The sequence below is a fragment of the Actinacidiphila sp. bgisy160 genome (genome assembly GCF_965342435.1).
GTDB lineage: Bacteria > Actinomycetota > Actinomycetes > Streptomycetales > Streptomycetaceae > Actinacidiphila.
In genome coordinates this window covers 103,968-121,507 of sequence record NZ_CBDRCM010000007.1, presented here as the reverse complement: position 1 = coordinate 121,507, position 17,540 = coordinate 103,968, and the positions used below count along the sequence as shown (strand labels likewise).

The following is a 17,540-nucleotide window of genomic DNA, read 5'->3' as shown; positions in this document are numbered from 1 at the left end:
GCGAATCCCCGAGCGCACACTGAGCGAAAGGCCCTGGCGCTTATGAACACCACGGTCAGCTGCGAGCTGCACCTGCGCCTCGTTGTGTCGAGCGAATCGTCACTGCCCGTACCCGCGGGCTTGCGGTACGACACGGCCGATCCCTACGCCGTGCACGCCACCTTCCACACCGGTGCCGAGGAGACAGTCGAATGGGTTTTCGCCCGCGACCTGCTCGCCGAAGGTCTGCACCGGCCCACCGGCACCGGCGACGTCCGGGTCTGGCCGTCCCGCAGTCACGGCCAGGGCGTCGTGTGCATCGCCCTCAGCTCTCCGGAGGGGGAGGCGCTGCTCGAGGCCCCTGCGCGGGCCCTGGAGTCGTTCCTCAAGCGGACCGACGCCGCGGTGCCCCCCGGCACCGAACACCGTCATTTCGACCTGGACACGGAGCTCTCGCACATCCTCGCCGAGAGCTGAGTCCACCGACCGTCCGTCGCCGTACGCATCTCGGGGGTACGGCGCGGACCCGACCTGCCAGAGCCGTCGTCGGGGAGCAGCACGCTCCACGACGACGGCTCTCGCGCTACAGTCACCGGAACGCCCGACCCACCAGGCCAGGGAGAGAGCGATCCCGTGCTGATCAACCATGACACCAGGTGCGCACTCGACTGCGTGGTGGATCTCATCAACACCACACCGGAGAGTGACGGCCGCGAGGGTCTGAGCGACCTCGCCGCGCTGCGCGCGTTCGTGGAGCGCAACGAGGTCAGCGAGGTGGGCACGCTCGACGAGGACGACCTCGTCGCGGTGCGTGCCGTACGGCAGCTCTTCGCCCAGGTCTTCTCCGCGCCCGGCACGGCCGAGGCCGCGGCCCTGATCAACTCGCTCGTCGCCGAGGCCGGCACCACGCCCAGGCTCACCGACCATGACGGCTACGACTGGCACGTCCACTACTTCGCCCCGGGCGCCTCCCTTGCCGAGCACCTGGCCGCCGACTGCGGGATGGCCCTGGCGTTCCTCCTCGTCGCCGGTGAGCGCGAGCGGCTGCGCCGATGCGACGCCCCCGACTGCCGACGCGCCTTCGTCGACCTGTCACGGAACCGCTCGCGCCGCTACTGCGACAGCCGCACCTGCGGCAACAGGCTCCACGTCGCCGCCTACCGGGCGCGCCGCCGCGAGGCCGTCGCCGTCCCGGCTCAGAACGGCCAGAGGTCGTAGAGCCCGCCCAAGGCGAGCAGACTGCCGATCACGGCCAGGAACAGCATGAGCGGCGGCTGGGAGAGGGCGAACAGGCAGCCGCGGGGCTCGTCGTCGTCTGCTTCGGCTTCCATGCCCTTACGGTGTGCTCGGAGGGACGCGAACTCGCACAACCGTACGCCCCCGGACACGCCAAATCCCGCTCAGGGGGCGGTAGTCGAGGTCCGCCAGGGCGATGATGGCGTAGCCCCGCCGCCCCCGGCCACCAACACGCCGCTCAGATCCCCCTGCGCTTGAGGATCTCCTCGATCTCACCGAATTCGGCCAGGTCGGGATCGGTCTTCGCCGCCTTCGGGACCGGTTTCTTCCCCTGCGCCAGAGCCGGCGCCCCCACGCCCGGCGCGACAGCCCGGCCCGCGCTCCCCTGCGCGACGCCCTTGCTGCGTCCGACCCGCGCGAGGACGTACAGCACGACCGACAGGGCGAGCACGCCGAAGCCCGCCCACACCGACGGCTTGAACACCAGGTCCGCCGCCCAGTCGGCGACGGCCCGGACGACGGTCCCGGCCAGCGAGACAAGGCCCGTCATGTACAGGCCGACGGGCAGCAGCGCCGCCGCCGCGATCATCGTCGCCCTGCGGAACCTGCGCCGGTAGGCGGTGAGCAGGGCGATCACCAGGCCCGCCGCGGACAGCGCGACACACACGGTCGAGGTCAGCATGCGGAGCTCCTCCGAAGTGGTCTGTTCGCTCCATCGTGCACCCGCCCGGCGCCCGCGGGCCACGGCCGGGCGGGAACCTCAGGGTGATCTCCGGGACGGCTCCTCCCCCGGTGGGAGACTGGCCCCATGAACGAAGCGACCCCCCGCACCGTGGTCCTCGAGTACTGGTGCGAGCTCCAGTGCCCCGACTGCGCCGCCGCCCTCACCGACCTGCACGCCCTGCGCGAGCGGTACGGCGCCGCCCTGGAGATCCAGCTGCGGCACTTCCCGCTGGAGAAGCACAAGCACTCCTACGCCGCCGCCCAGGCCGCGGAGGAGGCCTTCGCCCAGGGCCACGGCTGGGAGTACGCCGAGGCGGTCCTCGCCCGCACGGAGGAGCTGAGCGAGCGGGGCGAGGCGCTGCTGGTCGAGATCGCGGCCGAGCTCGGGCTCGACGCGGAAGAGGTCGACACGGCGCTCGTCGACGGGCGGCATCTCCTCGTCGTCGACGCCGACCAGGCCGAGGGCAAGGCCATCGGGGTCACCGGCACCCCCACCTACGTCATCTCCGGCGAGCGCCTCGACGGCGGCAGGTCCCAGGACGGCCTGCGCACCCGCATCGAATCACTCGCAGACGCCGCCCTGGCCCACTGACCATCACGCACCGCGCACTCATCGGCGTGCGCACGCCAGCGCACGCCGGTCGGTGGGTGCGCCCCCCTCCCGCCCGATCGCCCTGCGCGCTCAGTGACCGCCTCGCGGGGTACGTCGGGTGGGCCGGGTGAAGGCAGCGCCGCCGGTGAACCGGCCGCACCGCCGGCGGGGCCAACCCCGGACACTCAGACAAGCGGCTTCGCCAAGTGCACCTCTGTCACCCCGTACCCCAGCGAAGCGTAGAGCCCCTCCGCCGCCTCGTTCCCGGCGAAGACGTTGAGGCCGAGCCACCGCAGTCCCGCCGCCAGGCACTCCCGCTCCGCGACGAGCATGAGCGTGCGCCCGTGGCCCCGTTTCCGGTGCCCCGCTGCGACGCGGACGTCGAAGACGAATCCCGTGTCCTCGTCCCTCCGCCCCACCCACAGCTCCCCCACCGGGTCCCCCACCCCGGTCCTGCCGGCCTCCCGTGCCCTCAGCACCCTCAGCACCGCACCGGGCGTCGCGAGCCCCTCGGGCAGGGCCGTCCGGTCGTCCGCCTCGGCCTTCTCGCGAGCCTGCGCCTCGGGCACGCCGTGCCGCGTCCAGGACCGGACGTAGTCGTCCTGTCTGCGGGCCACCCACCCCGGGTACTCCGCCTCCGTCATGGGCCGCACGACGCTGCCCTCGGGCAGGGCCGGGGGCACGTCGGGCAGCGCCTTGCGCATGCTCCGGTTGCGGACGACGTACCCCAGCACGCCCGCGAGGCGGAGCGCGGCCGTGTCCTGCGTCCGCACCGAGACCTCGATGCGGCGGCAGCCCCACCCCCGCAGGACCTCCTCCGCGGCGAGGGCGGCGACCGTGCCGCGGCCGCGGCGCTGCTGGTCGTGGTCGATCCGCAGCGCGGCGATGCGGCCGGCCTCGGGCCCGAACCGGGCGTCGGTGCACAAGGTGGTCTCCCCCACCGGTCGCCCGTTGACGCAGACATGGAAGCGGCGGGCGCGTACTCCGCCGCGCCAGCGCTGCTCGGGCTCGGCCGGGCGCAGGGTGGTGGTCATGGTGTGGAGTTGTACCGGGTCGCCGCGGTTACGTCACGGGTTCAACCATCCCGGACTCAGGGGTTCGGGTGCTCCGCCGACCGCTCCGCGAAGACCCGCATCGCCTTGGCCGTGACCGGGCCGGGGTGGGACCCGGTGGCCAGGTCACGGTCGTCGACCCGGTGGACGCCCTGGACGTCGCGGAGCGAGGAGGTCACGAAGATCTCCTCCGCTTCGGCGAGGGCCTCGAACGGCAGGTCGGCCTCCTCGGCGCCCGCCCAGTCGATGACGAGCTCGCGGGTGATCCCGGCGAGGCAGCCCGAGGCGAGCGGCGGCGTGAGCAGCTTGCCCCCGAGGACGACGAAGACGTTGGAGCCGGTGCCTTCGCAGAGGCGTCCTTGCGTGTTGGCGAACAGCGCCTCGGAGGCGCCGTGCTGGTGGGCGCGGGCCAGGGCGACGACGTTCTCCCCGTACGAGGTGGTCTTGAGCCCCGCGAGGGCGCCCTTCTCGTTGCGGGTCCAGGGGACGGTGACGACGGCGGTCGTGTCCGGACGGACGGTCGCGGCACCGAGGGCGACGACCAGGGTGGGGCCGGTGGTGCCGCGCTCGGAGCCGAGCGGCGAGGCGCCGCCGGTGTACGTGACGCGGAGCCGGCCGTGGGGAACCGGGTTGGCGGCGAGTACGGCCTCGCAGGCGTGGCGCACCTCGTCCTGGTCGGGCTCGGGCAGGCCGAGGCCGCGCGCGGAGCGGGTCAGCCTGCGCAGGTGGCGGTCCATCGCGAACGCGGTGCCGCCGGTCGCCTTGAGCGTCTCGAAGACGCCGTCCCCGACGGTCAGGCCATGGTCCATGACGGACACGGACGCCTCGTCGGTCTCGCGCAGCGCGCCGTTGACCCAGATCGGGCCCAGGGTGGTCGTGCTCACGGTGTCACTCTGCCCCATGGTTCCGTTCGCCTTCGTTCGAGTCGTACGTACCCGACGCTACCGCCAGCAGCCGGGAGGCCTTCAGTTCCGTCTCGTCCCACTCCCGCTCCGGATCGGAGCCCCAGGTGATCCCGGCGCCGGTGCCGAAGCGCAGCACGGGGGCGCCGGGGGCGGCGCGGTCGATCCAGAAGGTGCGGATGCCCACGGCGAGCTCGCCGGTGCCGCGGTCGGCGTCGACCCAGCCGATGCCACCGCAGTAGGGGCCGCGCGGGGCGGTCTCCAGTTCGGCGATGATGCGCAGGGCGCTGGACTTGGGCGCCCCGGTGACGGATCCCGGCGGGAACGCGGCGTCCAGCAGTGCGGCCCAGCCGGCGCCCTCGCGCAGTTCGCCGCGCACGGTGGAGACGAGGTGGACCAGGCCGGGGTGCTTCTCCACGACGCAGAGATCGGGGACGGTGACCGTGCCGGTGGCGCAGACCTGGCCGAGGTCGTTGCGAACCAGGTCGACGATCATGACGTTCTCCGCGTGGTCCTTGGGCAGCAGGTCGGCCTCGGTGCGGCCGGTGCCCTTGATGGGCCCGGACTCGACCACCTTGCCGCGGCGGCGCAGGAAGAGTTCGGGGGAGGCGCTGGCCACCTCTATGCCGTGCGCGGGCAGCCGGACCGTTCCCGCATGCGGGGCGGGGTTGCCGCGGGCGAGGACGGCCGCGAGGGCGTCGATGTCGGCGTCCGGGTCGGGCAGCGGCGCGGTGAGGACCCGGCAGAGGTTGGCCTGGTAGACCTCGCCGGCCGCGATGTACTCGCGGACGCGGCGCACTCCCGCGGTGTACCCGGCACGGTCCAGTGAGGACGTCCAGTCGGCGCGGGCGGGGCCTTTCCAGAGCCGGCGGGGGGCCGCCGTGGCGGGTTCCGGCCGTACGTTCCCGAAGCGCGCGCAGACCGTTCCGCCCTCGAAGCCGGCGACCACCGCCCAGAAGCCGGACGAGTCCAGCGCGGCCGGGTCCGTGGTGACATCCCGCAGGTCGGAGGCGACGAGGCCGCCGAATCGGGCGAGGGGCTCGAGGTCGGGCACGGGGCTTCCCAGGTCGGTCCGGAGGGGCGAGTGCGAGTCTAGGTCGGCGGCGACGGACGAGATGCGCTGGTCACCGACCCGGCACGCTGCGGAAACGCGTTTTGGTGGCGGAGCCGTAATCCGCTAGAGTTCAACTCGTCGCCGGGACGCGGAAGCGCACCGGCGGCGGTCCCACCCGGGTGTGAGCTCCGGGGAGACACTGCGGACGTGGCTCAGTTGGTAGAGCATCACCTTGCCAAGGTGAGGGTCGCGAGTTCGAATCTCGTCGTCCGCTCGAAGTGGGGGTTGGCGCCCCCGCGCTGGTGGAGTGGCCGAGAGGCGAGGCAACGGCCTGCAAAGCCGTCTACACGGGTTCAAATCCCGTCTCCACCTCTGAGGACGATTAGCTCAGCGGGAGAGCGCTTCCCTGACACGGAAGAGGTCACTGGTTCAATCCCAGTATCGTCCACTGGGCCCGGGAGGGCCTTCCCCAGGGCTTCGGCACGGGGACCCGAGCGCGATTAGCTCAGCGGGAGAGCGCTTCCCTGACACGGAAGAGGTCACTGGTTCAATCCCAGTATCGCGCACGCCGTACCAGCACCACCCGCAGTACCGAGGACGATTAGCTCAGCGGGAGAGCGCTTCCCTGACACGGAAGAGGTCACTGGTTCAATCCCAGTATCGTCCACCAGCAGCCGAGGGCCGGAGCAATCGCTCCGGCCCTCGCTCGTCGTCACGACGAGAAGAGCATGTGCGCCCAGCTCTGGTGCTTGTGGTGGCCGTGGTGACCCCCGTGCGGGGCACCCCAGGCCGGCGCGGCGTGCTGCTGCGGGTAGGCCTGCGGGTAACCAGCCGGCGGCGGGGCGGGCTGGGCATACTGCCCCTCCATGCGGGTCAGGGCCTCGAGCTCCCCGTAGTCCAGGAAGATCCCCCGGCAGTTGCCGCACTGCTCGATCTGGACGCCGCTGCGGGTGTACGTCTGCATCGGGCCATGACACTTGGGACAGAGCATCGTCGGCTCATCTCCTCGCTCGCGCCTGCCGGAGGTCTTCCCCCGGCGTAGAACTGCACTTTACTTCCGCGATCCGGCGGCACGTGTCGAGGACGGCCTGTTCCGTACCGTCCAGCGCGCGGCCCTCCTGCGCGGCCTTGGCGACCGCGACGGCCGCGGTCTGTACCGCCAACGTCCGCGCCGCCACGTCGAGATGCGGCCACGGGTCGCCGTCCTCGGGGACGGCGGGGCCGCCCGCGGCGCGGTAGGCGCCGAGGAAGCGGCCCCAGTCGGCGGGGTCGAGCAGCCCGGCGGCGAACCACATCGCCGGCCGGGCCAGGTCCCAGGTGGGCTCGCCGAGCCCGAGGTCGTCCACGTCGATGAGGCACCACGGCCCGTCGGGCGCCGGGTGGCGCACCAGTTGGCCCATGTGCAGGTCGCCGTGGCAGAGCACCTGCCGCGGCTGCGCAGCCTCGCCGCGCGCCCAGGCCGGCAGTCCGTGCCAGGCGGCGAGCACCGCCGGGTCGCCGGGGCCCGCGGCGAGCATCCTGGCGACCGCGGCGGCCGCCCTGACCGGGCCGCGCATCGGCGGCGTCCGGCCGGGCAGCCCGGCCGGCGGCACGGTGTGCAGACGGGCCAGGAGCGTGCCGGCCTCGGCCCAGGGCGCGGCGTCGGGGTCGTCGTGGTCGACCGGCTCGCCGAGGGGCCACAGGCTCACGGTGCGACCGAGGAGTACGATGCTCAGCGCGCCTTTGTGGTCGGTCAGCGGCGCCGGGGGCAGCAGGACACCGTCCAGCAGCGGATGCGCCGCCACGCGCAGCCGCAGCGCGAGCTCTTCCGGATCGGTGCCCGGGGCGTGGGCCTTGGCGACGAGCCGGCCGCCCCGGACGACGGTGGCGTCGGGCCGTTCGGCGAGCACGGCGGGCCGCACCTGGGCGGGGACCCGTGAGGCCGCGGCCGCGACCGCCCCCAGGGCGTGCGTCAGCGGTGTTCCGCTACTGGTCACTTCCTCCCCCACTGCACGTGTCACCGGCCCACTGTGCGGCAGCGCGCCGCTCACTGGCAATGCCGGGTGTGATGCCCGGGTACCGCCACGGGTACCCGGGCATTCGTGCCGTCCGCCGTACCCCCGTCCCCACGGGGTTGGTTCACCGGTCCTCGCGGCCCCGGACCGCTCTTCCGGGGCCGCCGGGCGATCTGTCAGCGCCCCATCAGACCGGCTACGGACGACGCCTGTGTGACCACCGCGTCCCAGCCCCCGAAGGCCACCGCGAGCAGCACCGCGAGCGGCAGCACCATCGCCACCGCCACCAGCGGATGCCGGGTGCCCGACGGGCGTATGCCGAAGGCGGCGATCCTGTTGCCGCGCGCCGGCCGCACCGTACGGCTCACCGTGTTCGCCATGGCCCTCTCCCGGGTCGTGGTCCGTGCTCATGCACAGTTGTCGGGGCGGCGGGCGTTTGACCTCGGGGGACGAGTGCTCCGCCCGCCGCTTGAGCTCAACACTAGGCGCGGCTCCGGCGCCGGTCGTCATGCCTTCGTACCGCTTCCCTGGCCTCCCCGAGGATGACTCGGGGACCGCTCGTGTACTCCCCTGGGTGGAGGGACCCGGCCGCACCCCCGGGACATCCCCGAGGGGATCCCCCGGGCGGGCGCGGACGCGGCCCGTCAGCCCCGCTCGTCGTCCTCCACGTCGCCGGTCGGCACGGGCTGTTCCACCAGGGCGAGGACCCGGGTGGCCATGAAGCGCGCGGTGCGCACCACCGAGCCGGACCGGGTGACTTCGCTCACTTCCACCACCCCTCGGCGGACCGCCGTTTCGACCCTGCGGCCCGCCCTGGTGGCGACCACTTCGTAGGTCCTCGTCGTGTCGCCCGCGTCGACGACTATCTCCACGCGGTCACCCTTCATGGCGTCAATCCCCCTTGTCCGATGGACTGTTGACGGCATGTCGAAATTCCGTGCCGTCAGCGGCCGGAATGTTCCCCACTCTTCAAGGATCCCATCCGGCACTGACAATCCGCCGCCCCGCGCGGGCGCGGCCTCGCGGCACGACGGGTGGACAGTCCGTAAGCTGTCGGCGTCAGACTGGCCAGGCAGGCAGCGGGGATGGACGACATGGCGATGATGCGGCTCCGGCGCGAGGATCCGCGTGTCGTCGGCTCGTTCCGCCTGCACCGGCGGCTGGGCGCGGGCGGCATGGGCGTCGTCTACCTGGGCGCCGACAAGCGCGGCCAGCGCGTCGCACTGAAGGTGATCCGCCCCGAGCTGGCGGAGGACCAGGAGTTCCGCTCCCGCTTCGCCCGCGAGGTGTCCGCAGCGAGACGTATCCGCGGCGGCTGCACGGCCCGGCTGGTCGCCGCCGACCTGGAGGCGGACCGCCCGTGGTTCGCCACGCAGTACGTCCCCGGGCCCTCCCTGCACGACAAGGTCGCCCGGGACGGCATGCTCCCGGCCGCCGAGACCGCGTCCATCGGCGCCGCCCTGGCGGAGGGCCTGGTGGCCGTCCACGAGGCCGGGGTCGTCCACCGCGACCTGAAGCCCTCCAACATCCTGCTGTCGCCCAAGGGCCCCCGGATCATCGACTTCGGCATCGCCTGGTCCACCGGCGCGAGCACCCTCACCCATGTGGGCACCGCTGTCGGCTCCCCCGGCTTCCTCGCGCCGGAGCAGGTGCGCGGGGCGGCGGTCACCCCGGCCACCGACGTCTTCGCCTTCGGCGCGACGCTGGCGTACGCCGCGATGGGCGACTCGCCCTTCGGGCAGGGCAGTTCGGAGGTCATGCTCTACCGGGTCGTCCACGAGGAGCCGGACCTCGCCGGGGTGCCGGACTCGCTGGCCCCGCTGGTGTACGCGTGCCTCGCCAAGGACCCGGAGCAGCGGCCCAGCACGGTCCAACTCTCCGAGCGGCTGGCCGAGATCGCCGCCCGCGAGGCGCGCGGCCTCGGCGCGGCGCCGGGTCGGCGCGACATCGTGCCCAAGGCGTCCGGCCCGCGGCCCGAGCGGCCCACGGGCCCGCGGGCACAGGTGTACGCGGAGCAGCAGACCGAGCGTCGGACGGCGCCGGGCACACCCGTGGCGCCGCGCACCCCGGCCTCCCCCCGTACGCCCGCCACGCCGCGTACCCCGGCCCGGACCCCGTCCGGCCGCACCCCCGCCCCGCGCACGCCCGCCGGCCGCCGCCCCGTGGGTGCCGACCGCAGGCTGCTGCGGCAGCGGCTCATCGTCTTCGTCACCGTGACCCTCCTCGTCGCGCTCGGCATCGCCGCCGCCCAGGGCTGCCAGGGCCCCAGCCGCGGCCTCGGCCTGCTCCCCGGGGCCGGCGCGGACATGACGGCGCCGCACGCGCCGTAGCCTGCCGTCATCGCGCGTCACTGCCGCGGGGCCACCGCCGGCTCCTGTCCTGACCGTCCGCGTCCCGGCGCCCGGCCGCCTGGACCCGCGTGAACCCGAATGAACTCCCCACGCGCCTTCGCCGCGGCATGCCCCGTGCACGACCGCCGTCGCCGCAGAGGTGACCCCGTCGTCACCGGCGCGGGGTCGGGGCTCGGCGAGGCGGGAGCCAGGCGGCTCGCCCGCGAGGAGGCCAGGATCGTCGTGGCCAATGTCGACGGGGCGGCCGCCCAGCGCGTCGCCGACGAGATCAACCGCGCGGGAGGTGAAGCCGCACCGTACGAGGTCGACGTCGTGTCCCTTGAGGACACCCGGCGGCTCGTGGAGTTCACCGTCGCCACCTACGGCCGCCTCGACATCGCGTTCAACAACGCCGGCGTCACCCCGCGACCGGTCGACGCGCACGAGATCGCGCCGGCGGAATGGCTGCGCGTGATCGACGTCAACCTGACCGGTGCCTTCGCGTGCATGCAGGCCGAGCTGGCCCACTTCGTGGCCCACAGTGGCGGCGCCATCGTCAACATGGCCTCCACCGCGGGGGTCATGGCGCACGCCGGGCGGGCGGCGTACGCCGGGTCCAAGCACGGCGTCGTCGGCCTCACGCGCTCGGCGGCCGTGGAGTACGCGCGGCTCGGCATCCGCGTCAGCGCCGTCGCGCCCGGCCCGATCGACGCGCCGTCGGCGCGGGCGCTCCCCCCGGAAGTCCGCGCCGCGATCGCCGCGAAGACCGCGATGAACCGCACCGGCGCCGGCGTCACAGGCGGCCAGGGTGTCATGTGGCCGTGTCGCCGGAGGGCCGGGTCGCCGGCTCCCGGTCGGCGCACGGCACGGACTCCCCGCTCCGGAGAGCGGGGAGTCCACCGGCGCTGCCGGGGTCAGCCCTCGGTGTCGGCGGAGGCCTCACCGGGGCTGTCGACGACACCGCTCGCCGTGACGGCGTCGACGCCGTAGAGCGTGTCGGCGGTTCCGCCGGTTCCCTTGTCCGTGGTCATGTAGGACCGCGAGCCGAGATAGGCGAAGGTCTTCTTGTCGAAGATCCACTCGTCGCGGGTGGCGGACGCGGGGTCCTTACGCGTGATGCCGATGCCGTGACGGCCTGCCGCGTCGACGGCGTCGGGCACCACGGTGACGCCGGGGATCTTCTCGACGACCTTGTACAGCGCGGAGGCGGTGGCGGGCGGCATGATCGTCGAGCGCAGCAGCTCGCCGACGTTCCTGAAGACGGTCTCGTCCTGCGACAGGTCGCCCCACGGCTCGGTCTGGTCGTAGAGCAGGGCGCGCAGGGCCTCCGGGTCCGTGGGCAGCGTGGCGAGCCACTTGTAGGTGGGGTGGTCCAGGCCGGCGGGCACGGGCGAGGTGGTCACGATGGGGACCAGCTCACCGGGCATGACAGCGTCCTTGCCCGTGTCGCGGATCCAGCCCGTCCTGGTCGTGGGGCCCGAGCCCTGGGCGGTCCACACTTCGTGCTTGCCCAGCGCACCGAGCCGGACCGGGCCGCCCACGGTGCCCGTGTTCTGGCGGCCCAGGAACTCGACGTACACGAACTGGTCGTCCTTCACCGGCTTCACGTCCCGTGACATGGCGGCGGCGGCGATCCGGTCGAGGGTGACGGACGCGCCGTTGTCCTTCACCGGCCCGGCGGCGGAGGGCCGACGCGCGGCGGAGGTGTGGTCACCGCCGGACGCGGTGACGACCAGCACGCCGGTCAGTGCGGCTGCCACGGGCAGGACCATCGCCGGTCGGAGCAGTCGGCGGCGGGGTCGTGCCGTCGACGTCCGTGCGTCGGAGATGGTGTCCCGGTCGATCTGTTGCATCAGAACTTCCTTGTGGTGGAGATGGCGAGTCGGCGAGAGGTCCCAAGCGGGCGAGGTCGCCAGCAGTTCTTCCGCGTCACTCCGGGCGGCGCCGGTGCCGTGCGGATATTCGGCGTTCATGGGGTTTCCTCCTGCAGAAAGAGCGCCGCGAACGCGGCCTCGCTCTCTATCCCTCCGCAAGCGCCGTCCGGTTCCACCTTCGCGCCGGGCGCTGGTGCGGCACTCAGCTCGGCCAGTCGGTTCCGGGCACGCGAGAGCCGCGAGCGCACGGTGCCGACCGGGATGTTCAGAGCCTCGGCGGCTTGCTGGTAGTCCAGCCCGGCCGCCACGCACAGGGCGATCACTTCCCGGTCCTGGCGGCGCAGCCGGCGCAGCGTGTCGTGCACGGCGGCCAGGCGGCGTGCGTCGTCGATCCGGCCGGCCGTCTCGTCCGCGAAGTCCTCGACGGGGCGGGGCTCCGGGCTGCGCGCGAGGAAGGCGAGCTTCCGCCGCAGTCCACGGTTGGCGTTGTGCGCCTTGTACGTGGCGATGCCCAGCAGCCACGGGGTGAGTGTGCCGCCCTCCGGCTCCACGGTCTCCCGCACGCGCCAGGCGGCGAGGAACGTCTCGGACATGACGTCCTCGGCCTCCGACCAGCTCCCGGTCAACCGCAGTGCGTGACTGTAGACCGCTCGCGCGTTCTCTTCGTACAGGTCGGCGAACGCGGAACGGTCTCCTGCACGTATGCGCGCACGCGACGGCTCTGATGGCTCTATTTGCGTCACATTCATTACCCTCCGCCGCCCCGGCCGAGTTCCTGTGTCCGCTGTCACACAGCCGCCGGGGAGGCGCGAGAGTCATGGAAGCACACATCGGCGGGCGCCCTCGACGTCCGGGCCGGCGGCCGCTGCCGGACCGCGTGGTACGTGCTGCACCCGCCGGGCACGTGGGCGGTCGCGGCGACTGCGACCTTCGTCACCGTCCGGAGCCCGTTCGCTGGTGGACGCCCGCCGCAGGCGCGAAGCCCGCACTCGGGGCGCGCGGCACCAGGGGGTGACGAAAGCGCGCCGGGTGGGTTAGTTTCTAAGCGCTTGCTTAGGCTACCCACACGCGGAGGGACGCATTCGCATGACGGTCACACCGGAGGAGCTGCGCGGGCGCGTGCGCGCGCTGCTGGCCTCTCACGATCCGGCGGCGACGGACCGCATGGACTTCCTGCGGGCCCGGTTCGACGCCGGCCTGGCGTGGGTGCACTACCCGGAGGGCCTCGGCGGACTGGGCGCGCCCCGCGCCCTGCAGGGGGTCGTGGACGCCGAACTGGCCGCCGTCGCGGCGCCGGACAACGAACCGCGCCGGATCGGCATCGGCCTCGGGATGGCGGCCCCCACCGTCCTCCGGTACGGCACCGAGGAGCAGAAGACCCGCTTCCTGCGCCCGCTGTGGACCGGGGAGGAGGTGTGGTGCCAGCTGTTCAGCGAGCCCGGCGCAGGCTCGGACCTGGCGGGCCTGCGCACCAGGGCGGTGCGCGACGGCGACGACTGGATCGTCACCGGCCAGAAGGTGTGGACGTCCAACGCCCACAACGCGCGCTGGGCGATCCTGATCGCCCGCACCGACCCGGACGTGCCCAAGCACCAGGGCATCACGTACTTCGTGTGCGACATGACGGACCCGGGCGTCGAGGTGCGGCCGCTGCGGCAGATCACGGGTGAGGCCGAGTTCAACGAGGTCTTCCTGACGGACGTGCGGATCCCCGACGCGCACCGCCTGGGCGAGGTCGGCGACGGCTGGCGCGTGGCGCAGACGACGCTGATGAACGAGCGGGTCGCCATCGGCGGCACCGCGCTCCCCCGCGAGGGCGGCATGATCGGCACCGTCGCCGCGACCTGGCGTGAGCGGCCCGGGCTGCGCACGCCGGACCTGCACGACCGGCTGCTGCGGCTGTGGGTGGACGCCGAGGTCACCCGACTGACCGGCGAACGGCTGCGCCAGCAGCTCGCGGTGGGCGCCCCGGGCCCCGAGGGCTCGGGGATGAAGCTGGCGTTCGCCACCCTCAACCAGCGCATCAGCGGCCTGGAGGTGGAGCTGCTGGGCGAGGACGGGCTGCGTTACGGCGACTGGACGATGACGCGTCCGGAGATCGTCGACTTCTACGGCCGCGACGCCGGTTACCGCTATCTGCGGGCCAAGGGCAACTCGATCGAGGGCGGTACGTCCGAGATCCTCCGCAACATCATCTCCGAGCGTGTCCTCGGCCTGCCCTCCGAGCCCCGTACGGACAAGGACGTCCCCTGGAAGGACCTGCCGCGATGAGCTCCGACCTGCTCTACTCCGACGTCGAGAACGACCTGCGCGCCGCGGTGCGCGGCCTGCTCACCGACCGGTGCGCCCCGGCGGCCCTCCTGGCGCGCTGCGAGGGCGAGGAGCCGTACGACGCCGCGCTGTGGCGGACCCTGGCCGGGGAGGTGGGGGTCGCCGGGCTGCTGGTGCCGGAGAAACTCGGCGGCCAGGGCGCCTCCGCGCGGGAGGCCGCGGTCGTGCTGGAGGAGCTGGGGGCCTTCGTGGCCCCCGCGCCCTTCCTGGGCAGCGCCGTACTGGCCACCACGGCGCTGCTGGCGGCAGGCTCCACGGAGGCCGACGCCGTCGTGGCGCGGCTCGCGACGGGCGAGCGGACGGCCGCGCTGGCCGTGCCGCTGCCCTCGGCACCGGGCGCGGAGGTCTCCCAGGGAGTGCGGGCCGACGCGGACGGCGTCCTCGTCGGGCGCTCGACCAGCGTCGCCGACGCGACCGCCGCGGACCTGCTGATCGTGCCGGCGAACGGTCCCGACGGGCCCGGGCTCTACGAGGTGCGCAGCGACGCGGCCGGGGTCGCGCTGTCCGTGCCGGTGCCGCTCGACCTGACCCGGCCGATCGCGGACGTCACCTTCGACGGGGCGGCGGCCCGCCGGCTCGCCGGACCAGGGACGGCCGCGGCGGCCGTGGAGCGGGCCCTGCTGACGGGGGCGGGGCTGCTGGCCTCGGAGCAACTGGGCCTGGCCCAGTGGTGCCTGGACGAGACGGTGGCGTACCTGAAGGAGCGTCATCAGTTCGGCCGGGTCGTGGGCTCCTTCCAGGCCCTCAAGCACCGGCTCGCGGACCTGTGGCTCGAGGTCGTCCAGTCGCGCGCCGCCGCGCGCAACGCCGCCGACGCGCTCGCGGGCGACAGCGCCGGCGCCCCGGTCGCGGTCGCCGTAGCGCAGGCGTTCTGCGCGCCGGTCGCCGTACGGGCCGCGGAGGAGTGCGTACAACTGCACGGCGGCATCGGCATGACCTGGGAGCACCCGGCCCACCTGCGGCTCAAGCGCGCCAAGGCCGACGAGATCGCCCTGGGGACGCCCGGCCGCCACCGAGCGGCCCTCGCCGCGCTGGTGGACCTGCCGGCCGCGGCGGGCTGAGTCAGTCCCGGGGGCGGCCGGTCGCCACCGCGTAGAACGCGACCGCGGCGGCCGCCCCCACGTTCAGCGAGTCCACCCCGTGCGCCATCGGGATGCGCACCCACTCGTCCGCGGCGACCAGGGCACGGGTGGACAGGCCATCGCCCTCGGCGCCCAGCATCAGCGCCGCGCGCTCCAGGCGGTGCGGGGCGGCCTCGTCGATGTCGGTGGCCTTCTCGTCGGGGGTCAGCGCGAGCAGCTTGAAGCCCGCCTCCCGTACCGTCTCCAGATCCCGCGGCCAGCTCTCCAGCCGGGCGTACGGGACGGAGAAGACGGCGCCCATCGAGACCTTGACCGACCTGCGGTACAGCGGGTCGGCGCAGTCCGGGGAGAGCAGGACGGCGTCCATGCCGAGGGCGGCGGCGCTGCGGAAGATGGCGCCGATGTTGGTGTGGTCGTTGACCGACTCCATGACGACGATCCGGCGCGCGTCGCCCAGCAGGTCGGCGGCGTCGGGCAGTTGCCTGCGCTGCATCGAGGCGAGGGCGCCCCGGTGCACGTGGTAGCCGGTCACCTGCTCGGCGAGCTCGGGGCTGACCGCGTAGACCGGGGCGGGGACCTCGTCGATGACGTCCCGCATGGCATCGACCCACTTGGCGGACAGCAGCATGGAGCGCATGCGGTAACCGGCCTGCCGGGCGCGCCGGATGACCTTCTCGCCCTCCGCGATGAACAGCCCCTCGGCCGGTTCGCGGCGTCGGCGCAGCTCCACGTCGGTCAGGGACGTGTAGTCGCGCAGACGCGGGTCGTCGGGATCGTCGATGGTGATGAGCTCAGCCACAGGGTGCACTGCCTTGTCCGAAGTGCGGTGCCAACGGCACCGACGTCACTGGTTACCGCCGGTTACGCGATCGCCCACGGCGACGACCTCGCCGATGACGATCACCGCGGGCGGCCGGATGCCTTCCGCCGCCACCCGCTCCCCCACCGTCGCGAGCGTCGCGTCGACCCGGCGCTGGGCCGACATCGTGCCCTCCTGGATCACGGCGACGGGGGTGTCCGCACCCCGGCCGTGCTCCACCAGCGCCGCCGCGATCGGGCCGATCCGCTCCACGGCCATCAGCAGCACCAGCGTGCCGCGCAGCCGGGCGAGGGCCGCCCAGTCCACCAGCGACCGCGGGTCCTCCGGGGCCACATGTCCGCTGACCACGGTGAACTCGTGCGCCACGCCCCGGTGCGTGACCGGGATGCCGGCGGCGGCCGGGACGCTGATGGAACTGGAGATGCCCGGCACGACGGTGCAGGCGATGCCCGCCTGCGCGAGCGCCTCCGCCTCCTCCATGCCGCGCCCGAACACGTACGGGTCCCCGCCCTTGAGCCGCACGACCGCCTTGCCGGCCTTCGCGTGCTCGATCAGCGCCGCGTTGATCGCCTCCTGGGCCATCGCGCGGCCGTACGGGATCTTCGCGGCGTCGATCACCTCGACGTGCGGCGGCAGTTCGTCGAGCAGGTCGCGCGGGCCGAGGCGGTCGGCGATGACGACGTCCGCCTCCGCGAGCAGCCTGCGCCCGCGCACGGTGATCAGGTCCGGGTCGCCCGGACCGCCGCCGACCAGCGCCACGCCCGGGGTCCTCCCACGGTGCTGGGGCGCCGCGAGCGAGCCGTCGCGCAGGCCCTCCACGATCGCGTCCCGCACGGCCGCGGAACGCCGCGGGTCCCGGCCGGTCAGCACGGCCACGGTCACGCCCTCCGTACGGCCGGTCGCCGGCGTCCACGCGGTCGCCGCGTCGGCGTCGTCGCTGCGGACGCACCACACCCGGCGCTCCTCCGCCTCCGCGGAGGCCGCGGCGTTCGCCTCGCGGTCGGTGGTGGCGATGACCGCGTACCAGGCGTCGGCGAGGTCGCCGGGCCGGTAACGGCGGCGCTCCCAGCGGATCTCGCCGGCGGCGGCCATCGCGTCCACGGACGGTGTCGCGGACGGGGAGACCAGGACGACGTCGGCGCCGGCCGCGACCAGCGGGGGCAGGCGGCGCTGGGCGACCTGGCCACCGCCGAGGACGACCACGCGCCGGCCGGTGAGGCGCAGTCCGACGGGGTAGGCGGGTGCGTTGCGGTCCTCGGCGGCAGTCATGGCGGTGCGGCTCCTCGGGTGTGCCTCGCGGCGCGACAGGGGGTGGGGTTGCGGGGCGACCCTGCCCCGCCCCAACCCTACGGTGCGGGGTGGCCGCGCCGCAGCGCCCAAGATCACACCTGCGGTGCGGTGCGCCCGCGGCGGGCATCCCCCACCCACCCGCCCTCCCCCGGCCGGCACGATCGGTACGGCCCGCGCACACTGGCGTGGCACCGGCCGTTGGTCGCGCAACCGACGGAGGGGGCGCGGGCCCCGGGGCAGCCCCGGCCGAAGGCTGGGGGCGGGAGGGCGTTCTGGACGCT

The 17,540-nt window shown here is 73.8% G+C and carries 20 protein-coding genes and 5 tRNA genes; 12 read left to right on the top strand and 13 right to left on the bottom strand.

Going from position 1 to position 17,540, the window contains the following annotated elements; all coding sequences use genetic code 11:
• The first annotated feature begins 42 nt into the window (after window positions 1-42).
• Together ACRWNP_RS09275 and ACRWNP_RS09270 are read left to right on the top strand one after the other, a co-directional pair.
• Window positions 43-456, top strand: a complete 414-nt coding sequence (locus tag ACRWNP_RS09275; RefSeq protein WP_003959770.1) for an SsgA family sporulation/cell division regulator — start codon at window positions 43-45, stop codon at window positions 454-456.
• A 156-nt stretch (window positions 457-612) separates the two neighbouring features.
• On the top strand, window positions 613-1,197 hold the full coding sequence (locus ACRWNP_RS09270; RefSeq protein ID WP_431960558.1) for a CGNR zinc finger domain-containing protein: 585 nt from the start codon (window positions 613-615) through the stop codon (window positions 1,195-1,197).
• On the opposite strand, the gene ACRWNP_RS09265 is transcribed toward ACRWNP_RS09270, so the two are convergent.
• Both ACRWNP_RS09265 and ACRWNP_RS09260 read right to left on the bottom strand, forming a co-directional pair.
• The gene (locus ACRWNP_RS09265; RefSeq protein WP_431960557.1) at window positions 1,176-1,310 is read right to left on the bottom strand and encodes a hypothetical protein; all 135 of its coding nucleotides are present in this window, start codon (window positions 1,308-1,310) and stop codon (window positions 1,176-1,178) included. The two genes, ACRWNP_RS09270 and ACRWNP_RS09265, sit on opposite strands and share 22 nt — an antisense overlap.
• A 143-nt stretch (window positions 1,311-1,453) precedes the next feature.
• Window positions 1,454-1,897, bottom strand: a complete 444-nt coding sequence (locus ACRWNP_RS09260) for a hypothetical protein (RefSeq protein ID WP_431960556.1) — start codon at window positions 1,895-1,897, stop codon at window positions 1,454-1,456.
• 126 nt (window positions 1,898-2,023) lie between these two features.
• Between ACRWNP_RS09260 and ACRWNP_RS09255 the strand changes: the two genes are divergently transcribed.
• Window positions 2,024-2,530 carry a DsbA family protein gene (locus tag ACRWNP_RS09255; protein WP_431960555.1) on the top strand — a complete coding sequence of 169 codons (507 nt, stop codon included), beginning with the start codon at window positions 2,024-2,026 and terminating at the stop codon, window positions 2,528-2,530.
• Window positions 2,531-2,715: 185 nt separating this feature from the next.
• Here the strand turns inward: ACRWNP_RS09255 and ACRWNP_RS09250 are convergent, their stop codons facing one another.
• The 3 genes from ACRWNP_RS09250 to ACRWNP_RS09240 are packed head-to-tail and all read right to left on the bottom strand — an operon-like array spanning window position 2,716 to window position 5,538.
• The gene (locus tag ACRWNP_RS09250) at window positions 2,716-3,564 is read right to left on the bottom strand and encodes a GNAT family N-acetyltransferase (RefSeq protein ID WP_431960554.1); all 849 of its coding nucleotides are present in this window, start codon (window positions 3,562-3,564) and stop codon (window positions 2,716-2,718) included.
• Window positions 3,565-3,620: 56 nt separating this feature from the next.
• Entirely contained in the window at window positions 3,621-4,484 is an 864-nt protein-coding gene (locus tag ACRWNP_RS09245; protein WP_431960553.1) for an aminotransferase class IV, read from the bottom strand.
• Window positions 4,471-5,538 carry a chorismate-binding protein gene (locus tag ACRWNP_RS09240; protein WP_431960552.1) on the bottom strand — a complete coding sequence of 356 codons (1,068 nt, stop codon included), beginning with the start codon at window positions 5,536-5,538 and terminating at the stop codon, window positions 4,471-4,473. Before ACRWNP_RS09240 ends, ACRWNP_RS09245 begins: the two co-directional genes overlap by 14 nt.
• Before the next feature lie 201 nt (window positions 5,539-5,739).
• On the opposite strand from ACRWNP_RS09240, the gene ACRWNP_RS09235 reads away from it, so the two are divergent.
• From ACRWNP_RS09235 to ACRWNP_RS09215, 5 genes are all read left to right on the top strand, one after another.
• Window positions 5,740-5,812 (top strand) — tRNA-Gly (locus tag ACRWNP_RS09235).
• Window positions 5,813-5,839: 27 nt separating this feature from the next.
• Window positions 5,840-5,910: transfer RNA gene (locus ACRWNP_RS09230), tRNA-Cys, on the top strand.
• 4 nt (window positions 5,911-5,914) lie between these two features.
• Window positions 5,915-5,986: transfer RNA gene (locus ACRWNP_RS09225), tRNA-Val, on the top strand.
• A 46-nt stretch (window positions 5,987-6,032) separates the two neighbouring features.
• Window positions 6,033-6,104, top strand: a tRNA-Val gene (locus ACRWNP_RS09220).
• Between the two features lie 29 nt (window positions 6,105-6,133).
• Window positions 6,134-6,208 (top strand) — tRNA-Val (locus ACRWNP_RS09215).
• 42 nt (window positions 6,209-6,250) lie between these two features.
• Here the strand turns inward: ACRWNP_RS09215 and ACRWNP_RS09210 are convergent.
• The 4 genes from ACRWNP_RS09210 to ACRWNP_RS09195 all read right to left on the bottom strand — a co-directional run bounded on the left by ACRWNP_RS09210 (window position 6,251) and on the right by ACRWNP_RS09195 (window position 8,419).
• Window positions 6,251-6,529, bottom strand: a complete 279-nt coding sequence (locus ACRWNP_RS09210) for a zf-TFIIB domain-containing protein (protein WP_431960551.1) — start codon at window positions 6,527-6,529, stop codon at window positions 6,251-6,253.
• Window positions 6,530-6,536: 7 nt separating this feature from the next.
• Window positions 6,537-7,514, bottom strand: coding sequence for a phosphotransferase enzyme family protein (locus tag ACRWNP_RS09205; protein WP_431960640.1), 978 nt, complete (start codon window positions 7,512-7,514; stop codon window positions 6,537-6,539).
• A gap of 194 nt (window positions 7,515-7,708) precedes the next feature.
• Entirely contained in the window at window positions 7,709-7,912 is a 204-nt protein-coding gene (locus tag ACRWNP_RS09200) for a hypothetical protein (protein ID WP_431960550.1), read from the bottom strand.
• A 264-nt stretch (window positions 7,913-8,176) separates the two neighbouring features.
• Window positions 8,177-8,419, bottom strand: coding sequence for a hypothetical protein (locus ACRWNP_RS09195; protein WP_431960549.1), 243 nt, complete (start codon window positions 8,417-8,419; stop codon window positions 8,177-8,179).
• A 207-nt stretch (window positions 8,420-8,626) separates the two neighbouring features.
• Here ACRWNP_RS09195 and ACRWNP_RS09190 point away from each other — a divergent pair, with 207 nt between their 5' ends.
• Complete coding sequence (locus tag ACRWNP_RS09190) at window positions 8,627-9,862, top strand: protein kinase domain-containing protein (RefSeq protein ID WP_431960639.1); 1,236 nt, start codon at window positions 8,627-8,629, stop codon at window positions 9,860-9,862.
• A gap of 99 nt (window positions 9,863-9,961) precedes the next feature.
• Window positions 9,962-10,852 (top strand): SDR family NAD(P)-dependent oxidoreductase, encoded by an 891-nt coding sequence (locus tag ACRWNP_RS09185; protein ID WP_431960548.1) that lies wholly within the window; start codon window positions 9,962-9,964, stop codon window positions 10,850-10,852.
• Here the strand turns inward: ACRWNP_RS09185 and ACRWNP_RS09180 are convergent.
• Both ACRWNP_RS09180 and ACRWNP_RS09175 read right to left on the bottom strand, forming a co-directional pair.
• Entirely contained in the window at window positions 10,777-11,835 is a 1,059-nt protein-coding gene (locus tag ACRWNP_RS09180) for a CU044_5270 family protein (protein WP_431960547.1), read from the bottom strand. The two genes, ACRWNP_RS09185 and ACRWNP_RS09180, sit on opposite strands and share 76 nt — an antisense overlap.
• A complete protein-coding gene (locus tag ACRWNP_RS09175) occupies window positions 11,832-12,485 on the bottom strand; it encodes an RNA polymerase sigma factor (protein ID WP_431960546.1) in 654 nt (217 codons plus the stop codon). The genes ACRWNP_RS09180 and ACRWNP_RS09175 overlap by 4 nt, the downstream gene beginning before the upstream one ends.
• 337 nt (window positions 12,486-12,822) lie before the next feature.
• Between ACRWNP_RS09175 and ACRWNP_RS09170 the strand changes: the two genes are divergently transcribed.
• Window positions 12,823-14,007: an acyl-CoA dehydrogenase family protein gene (locus tag ACRWNP_RS09170; RefSeq protein WP_431960545.1), complete on the top strand. Its 1,185-nt coding sequence runs from the start codon at window positions 12,823-12,825 to the stop codon at window positions 14,005-14,007.
• Window positions 14,004-15,128, top strand: a complete 1,125-nt coding sequence (locus tag ACRWNP_RS09165; RefSeq protein WP_431960544.1) for an acyl-CoA dehydrogenase family protein — start codon at window positions 14,004-14,006, stop codon at window positions 15,126-15,128. The genes ACRWNP_RS09170 and ACRWNP_RS09165 overlap by 4 nt, the downstream gene beginning before the upstream one ends.
• A 1-nt stretch (window position 15,129) precedes the next feature.
• Here ACRWNP_RS09165 and ACRWNP_RS09160 read toward each other — a convergent pair whose 3' ends face one another.
• Both ACRWNP_RS09160 and cobA read right to left on the bottom strand, forming a co-directional pair.
• Window positions 15,130-15,948 (bottom strand): TrmH family RNA methyltransferase, encoded by an 819-nt coding sequence (locus ACRWNP_RS09160; protein WP_431960542.1) that lies wholly within the window; start codon window positions 15,946-15,948, stop codon window positions 15,130-15,132.
• Between the two features lie 45 nt (window positions 15,949-15,993).
• Window positions 15,994-17,238: a uroporphyrinogen-III C-methyltransferase gene (cobA, locus tag ACRWNP_RS09155; RefSeq protein ID WP_431960541.1), complete on the bottom strand. Its 1,245-nt coding sequence runs from the start codon at window positions 17,236-17,238 to the stop codon at window positions 15,994-15,996.
• Between the last annotated feature and the right edge of the window lie 302 nt (window positions 17,239-17,540).